This window comes from Sanguibacter inulinus, from assembly GCF_013415325.1.
Classification (GTDB): domain Bacteria; phylum Actinomycetota; class Actinomycetes; order Actinomycetales; family Cellulomonadaceae; genus Sanguibacter; species Sanguibacter inulinus.
In genome coordinates this window covers 1-15,353 of sequence record NZ_JACBYE010000010.1, presented here as the reverse complement: position 1 = coordinate 15,353, position 15,353 = coordinate 1, and the positions used below count along the sequence as shown (strand labels likewise).

The window sequence follows — 15,353 nt, the reverse complement described above, 5'->3', positions numbered from 1 at the left end:
ATCATGGCCGGTCGGCCGGGGGCGCTGCGGGACGCGCGGCGCGGGTCTGGTCTAGCCGCCGCCGGGGTCGGGCGTGGGTGGCCCGGAAGACGCTTCGACCACAGCATTGATCCGCTGGACCGCGCCGAGCCCGCGATCACTTCGAGCGGCCACCTCGATGATGTAGCCACCTGGGCTGATCCCCTGCGACACGGTGACAGATCGGCTGGATGCCTGGTCCCCTGACGCATCGGTCCATCCGGGAGCCGCAGCATCGGTGCGATAGACGCGGTAGACGTACCCGGAGACATCACTCCCGTGGGTCGTGGGCTCCCCCCAAGAGAAGCTGATCGATGGCGGCTCCGTGACTGTCGACGCCGTCAGGTCCGGCGGCGCGTCTGGAGCCGTCGGCACGGTCGGCTTTCCACCCCCGCTCCCGATCTGGCTGTCACCCTGGGCATTGACTGCCACGACCTCGACCGTGGTGCCTGCGTCAGCGATGAACTCCGTGAAGGACACAGAGGTCTGGGTCGGAGGGACGTTCTGCCAGGCACCACCGTTCACCCGCACGCGATATCCGCTGATCGAGCTGCCACCGTCGCTGCCCTCACCGTTCAGGCTCCATGATCCGGTGACGCGTGAGAAGACTCCTGGGGTAGCGGTGACCGAGACAGCAGGGGTGGTCGGGACGGTCTTGATCTCGACGCCCGCGATCGTCATCCAGTCTCCGGCGGGTCCGCGGTCGTTGACCGCGCGTACGCGGTACGAGGGAGAGGTCCTACCACCGAACAATCCACCGACGGTCGCAGTCCGAGTACCGCCAGGGACCTCGCCTACACCTTCGATCTCGTACTTCACGATCCCGACACCGACACCTCCGGTGCTGCTGGGAGGGTTCCAAGACAGCGTGACCTGACCGTCCGCGAAAGGCCGGCCCGAGGCAGCAACTGCAGTGCCACCTGTCGGTGCACCAGGCGGCGCGTACGTCGACGTCGGAGCGCTGGTCCCTGCGGCCCCCGCACCCACGGTGTTCTTCGCGGTCACGGAGACTGTGTAGTCAGCACCATTCACGACCGACGAGAATGTCGTCTCGCGCTCTCCTCCACCTGCCTGGTACGTCAGCGTCGGCTGACCAGGACTCTGCGCGACGACCGTGAAGCCTGTGAGCGCAGAGCCGTTGGCATCAGGCTCGGTCCACGTCGCCTTGATCTTCCCGCCGAGCGGGTCCTCGACCCGCGACGCCCCGACCTCGGGCGTCCCTGGCAGCCCGGCCGGGACAGCCTGGCGCGATGCACCGCTCCATGCGCCGCCCTCGGGCGGCGTCGCGGAGTTGTGGGCGCGGACGCGGACCGTGTAGCCCGCGCCGTTCTGCAGCCCGGAGAAGACGATGGTGGTCCCGGCGACCTCGCGGGAGACGATGCCCTGCGGCCCGGAGAGCTCGGCCGTGTACTTGGTCACGGGGGTGCCGTCGTTGGCCGGCGCAGCCCACGTCGCGGTCACCTGGCGGTCACCGGGCTCGAGGTTCGGCGACCCGGGGACGCCGGGGACGGCGTCAGGGGTCGCGCGACCGCTCGCTGGCGACTCGGCCGACCAGCCGAGGGCGTTCTGCGCGGCGACCGTGAAGGTGTACTCGGTGCCGTTGGTCAGCCCGGTGATCGTGCAGGCTGTCGTCGCGCACTGGGTGGTCTGGCCACCCGGTGATCGGGTGACCCTGTACCCGGTGATCGGCGAGCCGTTCGTGGCCGGGGCGTCCCAGCTGAGCGGGACCGCGCGGCTCGACACCTCGCCGACCCGCGGGGCGGAGGGCGCCGCCGGGATGTCGCGGACCGCCACCCGGATGGTCCCGTCGACCTCGCGCAGCGGGTCGCCGGTGACGTCACGGACGCGGTAGCGGACCACCATGAGCCCTGTGAAGCCCTCAGCGGGCCGGACGACGACGTTGCCACCCGAGACCCGGGCCGTCCCCTGCTCGGCGACAGCCGGGGAGGCGCTGAGCAGGGTGAGCGGCTCGCTGAAGGGGTTGCCGGCGCCGGCGAGCGCGTTGACAGTCACGTCGCGGCCCGCGGCGCCGTCGGCCTCGTGGACCTGGAGCGTCGCGAGCTGGCGTGAGCTCGCCGCGACCTTGAAGGTCACCTGGACGTCCATGGTCCCGACGGTGCCGTAGCCCAGCCGCACGGTCGCCGTGCCGAGCGTCCCTCGGGCGACGTCGGCGGGGACGCTCACGGCGAGGCGCGTGGTGCCCGGGGTGATCGAGGCGAGGAACCCGTTGCCTGGAGCCTGGACGACCTCGTAGGTGTACTTCTGCTCGGCCGAGGCGCCCTGGGGGCCGCGCGTGAAGCCGAGCAGGTCGACGCTCGTCGACTCGCCCTGCGGTACGAGCAGCTCGCTCGGCGTGAAGGTCGGCGGCCGCTCGTCCTCGGTGAAGACCGTGATCGGGAGGGTGAGCACAGAGCGTCGGGAGGCGGGGTCGTCGCGGGTCGCGCCGTCGGTCACCTCGACGGTGATCGACGCAGGGCCTGCGTACCCGGGAGCGGAGACGTAGCGCAGCGTGGTGTCGTCGACGACCAGCTCGCCCTCGTCGGAGTTGGTCGCGGAGACCCTCTCGGCGTCGCGGACGCGCGCGGTCTTGCCGGTGCCCACCTGGACGAACTCGGCGAGGGAGATGACCAGCTCTTCGCCCGAGGCGACGCGCAGCTCGCGCGCCTTGGGCCGCAGGGTCGGCGGGAAGTCACCGAGGGCAGGCACGACGATGAAGGCGTAGGCCCCCACGCCGTCGGCCTCGGGCCGGGTGTTCGTCAGCCTGTACGGGATGGTCTGCGTGCGGTCGGTGAGCGTGACGAGCACCTGCCCGTCGCCGATCACCTGCGCGACGCCCGAGTGTGACGAGGGGATCGACACCTCGAGGTCGCTCAGCGGTCCGGAAGGGTTCTCGGCGAGGGCGAGCACGTCGACCTCGACGCTCGTCTTGTCGACCACCTCGATCGGGGCGACGGTCACGTCACGTGCGATCGGGGCCGCGATCGGGGCGTCGTCGACGACGTGCAGGGTCAGGGTCGCCCGGGCTGTCGAGCCGAGCGTGTTGGTGACCGTGTAGACGATCGTGAGCGCGTCGACGGGCTCGGCCGGAGCGGTGACGACCACACGCCGCTTGTCGACGTGGGCGTCGACACCCGGGGGGACCTCGAGCTCGGGGGCGAGCGTCAGCTCTCCGCCCGAGGGGTCCACGTCGTTGCGGAGCACCCGCACCTCGACGCGCTGCCCGGGGCGGACCGTGGCCTCGTCGTTGCGCGCCACGATCGGCTGGCCCTGCACGCTGCGCGGGGAGATCCCGACGCGGACGGTCGCCTGGGCCCGCTGCCCGGTCCAGTCCTCGACCGCGTACTGGAAGGTGTCGGTCCCGTAGGAGCCGGGGTACGCCTCGTACTCGAGATAGTCCGCGCCCACAGCCACGACACGGCCGAGGCTCGGCACGGAGTCTCCCTGACCGAGCAGCGTGACGCCGTCACCGTCGGGGTCGATGCCTGTCAGCGGCACCGGGATGCGCACGGTCTCGCCGTCGAAGGTGCGCGCCGTGAGCGCGCGAGGCCGCGGGGCGGCCTTCGTCTCGGGGTCGGAGGCGTGGACCGAGATCGACAGCCTCGCCGTGGTGACGTTCCCGCCGGCGTCCTGGACGCTGTACGTGGTCTCGACGGTACCGGTCTCCCCCGAGGCCTGGAAGCGCAGCACGTCACCCGAGGCGAAGAGCAGGCCCTTCTCGGCCGGCAGGGTCTCGAGGAGGTCCGGGACGATGCTCATCTCGTCGCCGTCAGGGTCGACCGCGCTGTCGAGCACGGGGACCGTCACCACGCCTGTGGTGCGGACCGTCGCCTCGAGGTCTTGCAGCACGGGCGGGTGGTCGAGGCCGCTCGGCTGGACGGGCTGGACGAGGATCTCCCCGGCGACCTCTTCGAAGCCGTTCGACACCCTGTACTCGAGGGTCTCGGGCGCGTCGAGGTCGCGCTGGGAGCTGATGCGCACGTACCTGTGGTCCACGACCACGGCCTGGAGGGCCGAGCCCTCCGCGGCGGACACCGCCGTCACGACGAGGACGCCGCCAGCCGGGTCGACGTCGTTGGCGAGGGGATCGACGAGCACCTCGCCGCCCCGCGGCAGCGGTGCGAGGTCGCGGACGGCGACGGGCCGCTGGGGTGCGGTCGACGGCTCGACGACGTCCACCCGGACCAGGCCCTGGGCCTGCTGCGGCGAGGCGACGACTGTGAACGGCACGTAGTACGTGGCGGCGTTGGTCGCGGTGAAGGTGAAGGAGCCGTCGTCGAGGTTCGGCGAGACCGTGGTCCCGGCAGGCTCGTCGACGCTCGCGAGGCGGGCGGGCTCCCTGGAGAGGCTGTGGACGGACTCGAGGACGTCGACGTCGACGTCCTTGCCGGCCTCGGTCACCACGTGGATCGGGTCGATCTTCGGCGGGAGCGACCCCGTCGCGCGGACGTCGACGGCCACCTGGCCGGTCGTCTGCTCGATGCCGTCGCTCACCACGAGGGTGACGGTCTGGCGGCCGAGGGTCTCCCCCTCGGCCGTGACGGTGAGCATGCCGTTCTGGCGGGCGCGGACCGTCGCGGTCCCGTCGGTCACGGCGTCGAGCAGCACGAGCTCGTCGCCGTCCGGGTCGACGAAGTTCGCGAGGGCGTCGACGTCGACGGTCGCGCCCTGCTCGACCTCGACCGATCCTGTGCGCAGCTCGAGCGGGGCCGAGTTGCTGTCGGGGTCGGAGGCGCGCAGCGTGACCGTCGCGGTCGAGGGCGGGCTGTTCCCCCGTCCGTCCGAGATCGTGTAGGTGATGCTCGCGCTGCCCTGCGCCTGGGGTGACACCACGGCCTGCAGCGCACGCCCGCCGTAGATCGTCTCGACTGTCGCGAAGCCGGCGTCCAGGGTGGTCGTGTCGATCTCGTCGATCGCGATGATGCCGCAGTCGCCGGCGGTGTCGTTGTTGAGGACCTCGAGGATGGTCGAGCGCCCGGGGCGGACGGCGAGGTCATCGTCCACCGCGCCCGGGGCCGCAGACTCCGGCGTGCACTCGGTGAGCTGCTGCTGGGTGGTCTCGACCTCGTCGGACTCGTCCTCGGTGTCCGTGGTGTCGTCGTCCTGCTCGATCTGGTCCCAGTTGGGCACCTGGACGCGCGGCATGTCGTCGGGCAGCCACAGGAGGCCCTGGAGCGTGTCGTTGAGGGCGACGACCGAGCGGTTCACGCGGAACACCGGGGTGCTCTGGGCTGTCATGCGCTCGAGGTCGATGAGGGTCGGCTCGTCGTCGCCGCACCTGACGAGATAGCTGCCCGTGGGGCTGGCCCACGCGCCGTAGAGGCAGTCGCCGAGCCGCACGGGGGCCGCAGGCGTGCCCTGCCCGGAGGTCGGGGTCACCGCGACGTCGCCGGACCGGAGGTCCACCTCGAGCAGGTGGGTGGTCGTCCCGACGGCGACCGACGTGCCCGAGGTCGAGGGCTGCTGGAGGACAGGGGCGGCGCCGTCGACCAGGTCGGTCGTCCAGCCGTCCCCGTGGAGCGTGCCGTCGGCGAGCATGACGAGCGTCCCGTCGACCGCAGTGACGGCCTCAGGCTCGACACCGGCCGCGCCCTCGAGGGTGCCGGCGTCGGTCACGGCGAGCGCGCCGTCGACCATCTCGCCCCGGTGGACAGTGCCGTCGGTCGGGTCGAGGGCCAGGATCAGGCCGTCTGGGTCGACCACGGCCATGCCGCCGTCACCCAGGTCGATGTCACCCGGGGTGTCGCTCGTGACCGAGGCGAGGGACGTCATGGTCCGCACCCACACCGAGCCCTCGGGCGAGGTGACGGCCACGACACCCGCGCCCATCGCGACCTGCGATCCTGCGGGGACCTCGGCCTGGGTGGTCAGGGCCATGGTCGCGGGGTCGACCGTCGAGACCCTGCCGGGCTCGACGAGCAGGACGTCCTGCCCGGACTGCAGCACGTCGAAGGACGGGTCTGTCGCGACGAGCCCGCCGTTGAGCTCACGGACCGTCGCGTCGTAGCGGCCGAGCTTGAGCTCTGACCGGTTGGTCACCCACACGGCGCCGTCGTTGAGGTCGACCTCGGCGATCTTCACGCCGGGGTCGATCACGGCCATGATCGCGAGGACCGCCGGGACCGTGACCCCGGCGACGACGGCCGAGGTCGACCGGACCCGCTCGGCGCGCGTGGTGCCACGACCGAGCCTCATCGGGAGCACTCCTGCACGGGCATCGTCGAGGCGCGCCCGTCCTGGCGGACGATGGACACCTCGATGCAGACCACGCCCGTGGTCTCGTCGAGGGGGACCTCGACCTGGGTGACGGTGGTGCGACGTGCGTCGCCCTGACCGTCGACGGCGACCTCGCGCCACACGTAGGAGTCGCCGTCCTTCTCGTCGGGGTTCTCCCAGGTGAACAGCGCAGAGCCGTCCCCCTGGTCGACGCCGGTCAGCTTGGCCGGACCGGGGACCGTGGCCTCCTCGACGGAGGTCGGGGTGGACGTGGGGTCGTCGCCGGCCTGGGGGTTCTCGTCGGCCCCGCGGCCGAGGGTGAGCACCCCGACGACCACGAGCGCGGCGACGACCAGGGCACCCGCGCCGACGAGCCACCCGCGGTGCGGGCCGCGACGTCCGGGCTCCTCGTCGGAGGACGGCTTGCGGTAGTGCTGCGACCGGATCTCGGCCGGGGTGGGCGAGAAGGCCGTGGCCGCCGGCCTGAAGGGGGCCTGGGGCAGACCGAGCGGACCCTGCTGGCTGAGCGGGGCCTGCGGACCGCGCGGGAGCGGCAGGTGCTGCTGGCCCGGCGCCGGGTAGCCCTGTGCGGCGGTCGGCACGCCAGGCTGGGCACCATGGCCTGCCGGGGCGTGCCCTGCCGGGGCGCTCCCCTGGTACCACGGTGCCGCTGGCCCGTCCCCGGGCCGGCTGTCGGTGGGCGCGGCACCCTGAGGCGCGCCTGCGTAGCCGGAGGGAGCCTGCTGCGGGTAGGGCTGCTGAGGCTGCGACGGGCTCGACGGGTGGGACGGGTACGACGGGGACGAGGGGTACGACGGGTACAGCGAGTCGTCGTGCTGCGGCCCGGTGGGCCCAGACCCTGTCTGCCCGAGACCTGCCTGCGCCGGGTCTGCGTACCGGAGGTCGGCGTACTGCGGGTCCGCGTACTGCGAGGCTGCGTACGGCTGCTGCCCCGGAGAACCTGCAGGGTGCTGCTGCGCGGCGTCCTGCGCAGGCCCGCGTGACGCGTCGTCGCGACGCGCAGCCGTGCCGCCCGTCGTCGTGCGCACACCGTCGGTCGAGCCCCAGGACCGCGCGTCGCGGCCCGGCTCGGGGACGGCCGTCTGCGCGGTGATCGTCGTGATGGGTCGCAGACGCGTGGCGTCTTCGTCGAAGGCGCGCGGGGCTTCGTCGGCCGGCGGCGGTGGCGGTGCCTGCGTGCGTCGTGCGGCACGGGCCTGCGCCCGGGTCGAGGGCGCAGGGGCGCCCTGCGACGCGAAGCTGCTGACACCGCCAGTGCCTCCAGCGCCACCTGTACCGCCGTCGGGGTCGATGCTCACGACGGGGCGCAGACGGGTCACCTGGTCGTCGCGCGAGCCGTCGCCGGGCGGTCCGCCGAGGTCACCACGGCTCGCCGAGGAGTCCGGGAGGATGTCCTGCGACAGGTCGATGCTCGTCACGGGCAGGTGCATGGACCGCTCGACCTGCTGGAGCGCGTGCGCGAGCGCGAGGGCGCTGAGGAACCGGCGGTCCGGGTCTTTGGCCATCGCGCGGGCGAGCACGGCCGAGAGGCCTGGCGGCACGTCTTCGCGGTCGATCGTGGGCAGCGGCGAGCGCTCGATCCGCGAGAGCAGGTCGGCCGGGCTGTTGCTGCGGCCGGGCACCTCGAAGGGCGAGCGTCCCACGAGCAAGGAGTAGATGGTCGCACCGAGGGAGTACACGTCGCCGCGGGCGTCGCCCGTCGGACGCTCGGCGAGCAGCTCGGGCGCCGCCCACGGGATCGACATCCCCGTCGCCGCAGCCGAGGAGCCGAGGGTCGAGGCGATGCCGAAGTCCGTCAGCGCCGGCCAGCCGAAGTCTGTCGCGAGGATGTTCGCGGGCTTGATGTCGCGGTGCAGGATCCCGAGGTGGTGGGCAGCCTCGACGGCCGACGCCACCCGGATGCCTGTGCGCAGCACCTCGGCGACGGTGAACCGCTCCATGCGGTAGCGCGTGCCGAGCCCGGGGCGGGAGCAGTACTCCATGACGAGGTACGGGCGACCGTCCGAGGCGATGTCCGCGTGGTACACGGTGACGATCGACGGGTGGTGGGACAGCTGGGCCATGACGTTGGCCTCGGCGAAGAAGGCCTCGCGGGCCTCCTGGTCGAGCGAGCCCGACAGCAGCACCTTGACGGCGACCGACCGGCGCGGGAGCTCCTGGCGGTACTCGAAGACGTCGGCGAAGCCGCCCATGCCGAGCAGGCGGACGAACTCGTAGCCCGGGATCTTCGGGGGGACCGAGGGCTGCCGGCGGGCGCTCACCTGTCACGTTCCAGCGTGAAGGTCACGCCGTCGCCCAGGTCCACGAGGGCGCCCGGGGCGATCGGGGTCGGCTCGCCGGAGCGCAGCCTGCGCGGCGGGTGGCCGGCCTCGGTGAGCAGCATGCCGTTGGTCGAGTTGAGGTCCGTCACCAGGACGTCTTCGCCGTCGGTGTGCACCTGGGCGTGGGTCCTCGAGATGTCCTGGTTCGGGCTGACCACGGTGACGAGCCTGGGCAGGTCGCGCGCTGCGACGCGCGAGACCACGGGCGCACGCCCGATGAGCACCGCACGGTCGAGCGGCACGAGCAGCCCTGAGGACATCCGGATCTTGTGGACCCTCGGGACCGCGGGCACGGGGAAGGGCCCGGGGAGGGCGTCCGGCTCGCGGTTGTTCATCTGCCGACGGATCTCGACGAGGCTCGTCGAGAGCACCGTGCTGCCGTACCTGTCGTCGTCGTCGACGAGCGCAGAGACGTCAGGCCCCGTGAGCTCGAGCGCGACGGGCTCGGGCTCGGCGGCCGGGACCACGGTCATCTCGGCGAAGGTGGGGTCGACGAGCGCGGGGTCGAGGCCGCCCGGCGCAGGAGCGGTGGGCGCGGGTGCTGCTGGAGGCACCGGCACGGGGGTGACCGACGGCACGACCGGCGCAGAGGTCGCGGGCGGGGGCGGCGGTGCCACCTCGTCCGCGCGCGCCACGAGGGGCGAGGCGGAGGTCGCCGACGTCGCGGGGACCACGACGGGCTCCGCGCGGCGCGCGGCGTCGTAGCCGCGGCGCGAGGTGGCCGGGGCTGCGTCGGGGACCGAAGTCCTGTCGCGGAGCGGTGCCTGGGCGGCTGTCGCGCGGGCCCGGCGGGCGACGTACTCGCGGGCACGCTCGGCGTCGCGGACCGGGTCGGGGCTCGGCTGGGGTGCCGCCGGGGCTGTCGCCGCGTGGCTGGTCCGGGCACCGGCCACGGGCTCGTCGGTGACCAGGGCACGCCGGGCGGCGCGGCCCGGGACCGGGATGCTCGGGTCGAGGGGCTGCTCCCCGTCGAGGGCGTCCGCGTCGAGCCCGTCCTTGGTGGTCGTCTCGGAGGCAGCCGGCGCCCCGGCCGCGGGCTCGCGGACCGGCGGGACGGGTGAGGGTGCCTCGACGCCCGCGCGCAGGCTGACCTCGACGCTCGACGCCCGCACGACGGCCGCGAGCGCGGGCATCCGGGGTCCACGACGCTCGGGGGCGACCTGGGCGGGGACGGCGACAGTCACGGCTCCGGCGTCGGCGACGTTGATCTCGGCCCAGGTGGCCACGTGCGCTGCGGAGTGCTCGTGGGTGCCGTCGGCGTCGGCGGTGAAGAGCCTGACGTCGCCGCGCAGGAACCCGCGCACGTGCCCGTCGACGACCGAGACGAGCGCGAAGGGCGGCAGGCCCACGAGACCGCCGCGGGCGAGGACCGTGAGGCTGTGGGTGAGGTCGGAGCTCTCGCGCAGAGCGTCCCACACCTGGGTGAGGCGGTCTTCGTCGATGGTCGGCGGGAGCAGCGCGACGGCGCCGTCGGTGACCACGGCCACCCAGTCGCCCGGGGTGTAGACGGGGACGATCATCGCAGGCCTCCCGTGGCCGTGCGGGGTCCGCCGGTGCGGGGCAGGGTCGCGCCGTGCTTCTGCTCGTCCCACACGACGGCCGCGTGCTCGTCGCGGCTGACCGTCGTCTCGTGGTCGTTGGTGAGGTCGGTCGAGCCGAGGTGGTTCCAGACCGTGGCGACGTCGACGACGACGACGCTCACGTTGTCGCGGCCGCCAGCCGCGAGCGCAGCCTCGACGAGGGACTCGGCGGCGGCCTGGGGGTCGGCCTCGGTCGAGAGGATGCGGTGCAGGGCGGCGTCGTCGAGCTCGTCGGTGAGACCGTCGGAGCACACGAGGAGGCGGTCTTCGGGGGCGACGGGGATCAGCCAGTAGTCGGGCTCGAAGGAGGAGTCTGTCGCGAGGGCCCGGGTGACGACGTGGCGGTCGGCGTGGGTGACGGCCTCGTCCTCGGAGAGCCTGCCGGAGTCGAGGAGCTCCTGGACGACGGAGTGGTCGACGCTCACCTGCGCGAAGCCGTCGGTCGAGAGCCTGTAGACCCTCGAGTCGCCGATGTTGAAGACGAGCCAGTAGGGCGCGCCCTCGTGGGTGGCGACGGCGGCCCCGGCAACTGTCGCGCCGCCGCTGCGGTCGCCGAGGATGTCGTGCATGCGGGCGACGGCGCGCTCGAGGCAGTCCTGGACGTCCTCGATGGTCACGGAGGTGCGGCCCACGAGGACCGAGCACTCTTCGACGACCACGCGGCTGGCGACGTCACCGGCCTCGTGCCCGCCCATGCCGTCGGCGACGAGGAACACCGGGGGCAGGGCCAGCAGGGCGTCTTCGTTGAGGGTGCGCACGCGTCCGGTGTCGGTCGCGGTCCCCCAGGTGGTGTACACGGCAGCCATCTCAGTCCTGCTCGACAGCGTCGGCGACGAAGCCGAGGTCGCCGAAGGACACCGTGGCCCCCGCGGGGACGCGGACGGTCTGGGACTCGCCGCAGAGGATCTGCTGGGCGTCGGGGAGCGTGACGACGGTGCCGTTGGTCGAGCGGCGGTCCTGGACGAACAGCCCGCGGGCGTCCATGCCGACGAGCAGGTGGGTCTTGGAGACGGAGCGGCCCGGGTCGACGACGGAGACGAGGTCGGTGATGACCTCTCCGGGCTCGGCCTGCGGGCTGCGGCCGACGAGGGTCATGCCGCGCAGCCTGTGCTCGGTGCCGTCGGAGAAGCGCAGCACGATGTGGCCGTGCCCGGGGTGCACAGGGTGCCCCTGCTGCAGGGCTGGTCCGGCCTGCGCTCCTGGCGCACGTCGACCTGTCGGCTCGCTCACGGTCCAGTCCCTCCCGATGGTGGTACCGCTCCACCGGCCCTCCCCCTCGTGAGCGAGGCGGATCGGGCACAGGGCAGTCGTGCGAACTTTACCGTGCTGCGCAAGAGGCGACCAGGACGAACTTCTCCTTGTGGACGACAGGTGTCGGCGAGCCGTCGGGCTACGCGGGCAGGGTGCCAGATCGGCCCTGGCACGGGGCGCCGGAGCCGCCTCTGTCGTCGTCGGCTGCACGCGGATCTCGGTGCCTGAGGGCCACTACGCTGGTCCGATGGATTCTGAGTGGTTCGCGCCGACGGCGCTGAGCAGCGACATGGGCGCCGCCACGCTCGCCTTCCCGTGGGAGCAGACACCGCTCGGTCCGATCTCGACCTGGGACGAGTCGCTGCGGCAGACCGCCCGGATGTGCTTCAGCACGCGCTTCCCCGTGATGTTCGTGTGGGGGCCCGAGCTGACGATGGTCTACAACGACGGGTACCGCGAGATGCTCGGCACGCAGAAGCGGCTGTGGGCCCTCGGCGCACCGGCGCACGAGGTGTGGGCGGAGATCTGGGACGACGTCGGCCCGCTCTTCGACGAGGTCCTCACGACCCGCCGTCCCACGTGGAGCGTCGACACCCCGCTGCTGATGAACCGCTCGGGCTTCGACGAGGAGACCTATTTCACCTTCTCGTACTCCCCTCTCGTCGACGACGCCGGTGAGGTCGTCGGTGTCCTCGACATCGCGACGGAGACGACGAGCCAGGTGGTCGACCGTCGGCGCCTCAGCACGGTCGACGCGCTGCACGTCGCGCTCCAGGAGCACCGGGGCAGCACCGAAGACCTCGCCCGGACCGTCGTCGACCTGCTCGGCGGCACGGCCGACGTCGAGGCCTGCGCCGTCTACCTGCCGTCGCCCTCGGGGATCCGGCTCGCCGCGACGAGCGACGACGCGCTGCTCGCCGAGCTCCCGACCGGGTTGGTGGACAAGGTCCGCACGACAGGCCGCCCCGTCGTGCACGAGAGGACCTTCGTCGCCCCGCTCGAGGTGGACGGAGACAGCGCCCCCGGTGGCGTCCTGGTGATGCGCGCACGTCCGCACAGACCCTTCGACGCCTCGCAGAGGCAGTTCATGATGCTCACGACCTCCGCGGTCGCCTCGGCCGTGCGCGCCTCGGAGTGGCAGCGCGCGCAGATCGACTACCTGCGGGCCCACGCCGAGCTCAACGAGATCCGCGCCCGGCAGGCCCGCGAAGGGTCGATCGAGCTGCAGCACTCGCTGCTCACCCCGCCGCCCACGCCCCGCGACCTCGAGGTCGTGGTCCGCTACCAGCCAGCCGGTGACGACCTCGAGATCGGCGGGGACTGGTACGACGCCTTCGTCACCAAGGACGGCGCGACGACAGTCGTCGTCGGCGACGTCACCGGGCACGACCACCGGGCGGCCGCGACCATGGCCCAGCTGCGGGGCATCGTGCGGACCATCGCGTACGTCACGGGCGGCTGCCCCTCGGCCGTGCTCGAGGAGACCGACAAGGCCGTCCTGGGCCTCGCGCTCGGGAGCGGGGCGACAGCCACGGCCGTGGTCGCACGCATCGAGCAGAGCGAGGCCGACAGGGCGCGCGGGGTCCGGACCCTGCGGTGGTCGAACGCCGGGCACCCCTACCCCGTCCTGCTGCGGGCCGACGGGACCGTCGAGCTGCTGCACCGCCCCAACGACGTGCTCGTCGGGCTGCTGCCCACGGCCGAGCGGCACGACCACGAGGTCGAGCTGCGCGACGGCGACACGTTGTTCCTCTACACCGACGGGCTCGTCGAGCGTCGTGGTGTCCTGCTCTCCACGAGCATCGACCTGCTGACCCGCACCCTCGCGGGCCGGCAGGACCTCTCGGTCGACGACCTGGCCGACCACGTCCTGGCGACGCTCGCCCCGGGAGCCGAGGCGGACGACGTGGCGCTCGTGCTGGTCCGGGCGATGCCGCAGGACGTCTAACCGTCTGCCACAGCCCGGGTCCGCGCCGCGCTCAGGTACGAGCGCTGTGGCCCCGCGCCGGCTGGTACGGCGACGACGCCTCGGCCTGGCGGATCCTGGCGACGTGGAAGGGACGGTCCCCGCCTCCGCTCGACCCCACCCAGTCGCCGACGCGCGCCAGGCCCATCCCGTGCAGCACGCGCTCGACGAGCGAGCGGTCGGGAGTGGGGGCTGCGCGCGGCGGGAGCGTGCCTTCCGCGAGGGCCCGCCCCTGGTGGTCGAGCAAGGCCATGCGCCACACCGTCCCCCCGTCCGACGTCGCCGGGTCCGCCAGCACGACGGCGTCCGTCTCGGCGAGGACCTGCGGCTCGAGCGAGACCATCCCCAGGATCCCGGACCACCGGCCGACACCGTCGACCCACGTCCCGTCGGCCGCCTCGACCTGGACGACAGCACCGGCCGGGGCCGTGCCGACCTGACGGACCAGCTCGCACGCGTCGTAGGTGGGCCTGTAGAGGACGTGCCCGTCGACGTCCACGACCCTGAAGTGGCGCCGGTCCGGCGCCGTGGCCGGGACGAGGGGGTCGGACAAGAAGGCCGCCACGACGTGGGAGTGCGCGCTCCCCGCCCTCGACAGGTCGTCGACGATCCAGCGGCTGAGGTTCTCCACGGGCACGCCGTGCACCTCGGCGCAGCTCTCGAGCAGGCTCCGCGCCTCGGAGGCTGGGAGGCCGAGGCACTCCATCACCATGCCGACGGCGTGCTCCCGGAGCTGGGCCGACCACACCGCTGTGGTCATGTCGCGCTCGGCGGTCGCTGGGTCTGGGGACGGGTCGCCCCGGACGGCACGTGCCGCCGAGGTCGAGGTCGAGCTGGTCATCGCCGGTTCTCCCACCTGACGTCGTACCAGCCGCGTCATGACCAGACGACCAGCCTAGGTCGGCAGAACTTCACCCACAAGCCCCCCGGTGCCCCGGCGGCCTGCCCGCACCTCAGCCGAGGTGCTCCCGGGCGAAGCGCAGGTGCTCGACCTCCTGGAACGCTCCGCCGTTCTCGTGGCCGTTGTAGGGGTACACGACCATCTCCTTTGGTCCCGCGTAGTGGTTGTAGGCCGCGTAGACGGTCGACGGCGGGCAGATCTCGTCCATGAGACCGACCGAGAACATCGCCGGGACCGTGGTCCGGGCAGCGAGGTTCACGCCGTCGACATAGCTGAGGGTGCGGAAGGTCTGCTCGATGCTGTCGCGGTGGGTGTGCAGGTACTCGACGAGCTCGCCGTAGGGACGGGCGGAGGTGAGCACCGACGCCCGGCGGACGTGCGCGAGGAAGGGCACGTCGACGATCGCGCCACGCAGCGCAGGCTCGCCGAGACCGTCGCGCAGCTCGGTGAGCGCTGCTGCGGCGAGGGACAGCGCGCCGCCCTGCGAACCTCCCGAGACCAGGACCGCCGACGAGTCGACCGCTGTGTGCCGCCGGGCCGCGCGGACCGCCCGCTCGGCATCGGTGAAGATACGTGTGTAGAAGTACGTCTCGGGAGACTCGATCCCGGCGGTGAGGAAGCCTGCCGCGTGCGAACCTGTCGGCCCCGCGTCGCCGGTCGCCCCGACGCGGTGGCCGCTGCCCTGCCCCCGGTTGTCCATGACGAGCGTCGCGTGCCCGGCCGCAGCGTGCAGCACGGACTCGTGGCTCAGGCCGCGACCGCCGCCGTAGCCGATGTAGGTGACGACAGTCGGCAGGGGGCCCTCGAGCCGGACCGGCCTGTGGAACCAGCCCTTGACCGGTTGCCCGCCGAAGCCCGTGAAGGTGACGTCCTCGGTGACGATCTCGGTCAGGCCGGTGTCGACCCTCTCGAAGGTCACGTCGAGGGGGTGCTCGGCGTCCTGCTCGGTCAGGGTCCGGTGCCAGAACTCGTCGAGGTCGGCGGGTTCCTCGCGGTCGGGCAGGTAGGTGACGAGCTGGTCGAGCGGGAGGTCGAAGTGCGGCATGACAGGTCCTCGGGGGGTGTGGAGGGTGGGGTCGAGA

8 protein-coding genes are annotated in these 15,353 nt (G+C 72.7%); 1 reads left to right on the top strand and 7 read right to left on the bottom strand.

Annotation, left to right across the window (positions count from 1 at the left end):
- Positions 1-51: 51 nt before the first annotated feature.
- From HZZ10_RS06150 to HZZ10_RS06130, 5 genes are read right to left on the bottom strand one after another with little or no spacing between them, the layout of a single operon-like run.
- Entirely contained in the window at positions 52-6,210 is a 6,159-nt protein-coding gene (locus HZZ10_RS06150; RefSeq protein ID WP_179912847.1) for an Ig-like domain-containing protein, read from the bottom strand.
- Entirely contained in the window at positions 6,207-8,513 is a 2,307-nt protein-coding gene (locus HZZ10_RS06145; protein ID WP_179912846.1) for a serine/threonine-protein kinase, read from the bottom strand. Before HZZ10_RS06145 ends, HZZ10_RS06150 begins: the two co-directional genes overlap by 4 nt.
- Positions 8,510-10,093: an FHA domain-containing protein gene (locus HZZ10_RS06140; RefSeq protein WP_156382861.1), complete on the bottom strand. Its 1,584-nt coding sequence runs from the start codon at positions 10,091-10,093 to the stop codon at positions 8,510-8,512. The genes HZZ10_RS06145 and HZZ10_RS06140 overlap by 4 nt, the downstream gene beginning before the upstream one ends.
- Entirely contained in the window at positions 10,090-10,959 is an 870-nt protein-coding gene (locus HZZ10_RS06135) for a PP2C family protein-serine/threonine phosphatase (protein ID WP_056136041.1), read from the bottom strand. Before HZZ10_RS06135 ends, HZZ10_RS06140 begins: the two co-directional genes overlap by 4 nt.
- 1 nt (position 10,960) lies before the next feature.
- Positions 10,961-11,383, bottom strand: coding sequence for an FHA domain-containing protein (locus HZZ10_RS06130; RefSeq protein ID WP_179912845.1), 423 nt, complete (start codon positions 11,381-11,383; stop codon positions 10,961-10,963).
- 268 nt (positions 11,384-11,651) lie between these two features.
- On the opposite strand from HZZ10_RS06130, the gene HZZ10_RS06125 reads away from it, so the two are divergent.
- The gene (locus tag HZZ10_RS06125; RefSeq protein WP_179912844.1) at positions 11,652-13,352 is read left to right on the top strand and encodes a SpoIIE family protein phosphatase; all 1,701 of its coding nucleotides are present in this window, start codon (positions 11,652-11,654) and stop codon (positions 13,350-13,352) included.
- Positions 13,353-13,383: 31 nt separating this feature from the next.
- Here the strand turns inward: HZZ10_RS06125 and HZZ10_RS06120 are convergent, their stop codons facing one another.
- Both HZZ10_RS06120 and HZZ10_RS06115 read right to left on the bottom strand, forming a co-directional pair.
- On the bottom strand, positions 13,384-14,211 hold the full coding sequence (locus HZZ10_RS06120; protein ID WP_179912843.1) for an ANTAR domain-containing protein: 828 nt from the start codon (positions 14,209-14,211) through the stop codon (positions 13,384-13,386).
- 112 nt (positions 14,212-14,323) lie between these two features.
- Positions 14,324-15,353 (bottom strand): acetylxylan esterase (locus tag HZZ10_RS06115; protein ID WP_306525945.1); only part of this gene is annotated, 1,030 nt, incomplete at its 5' end.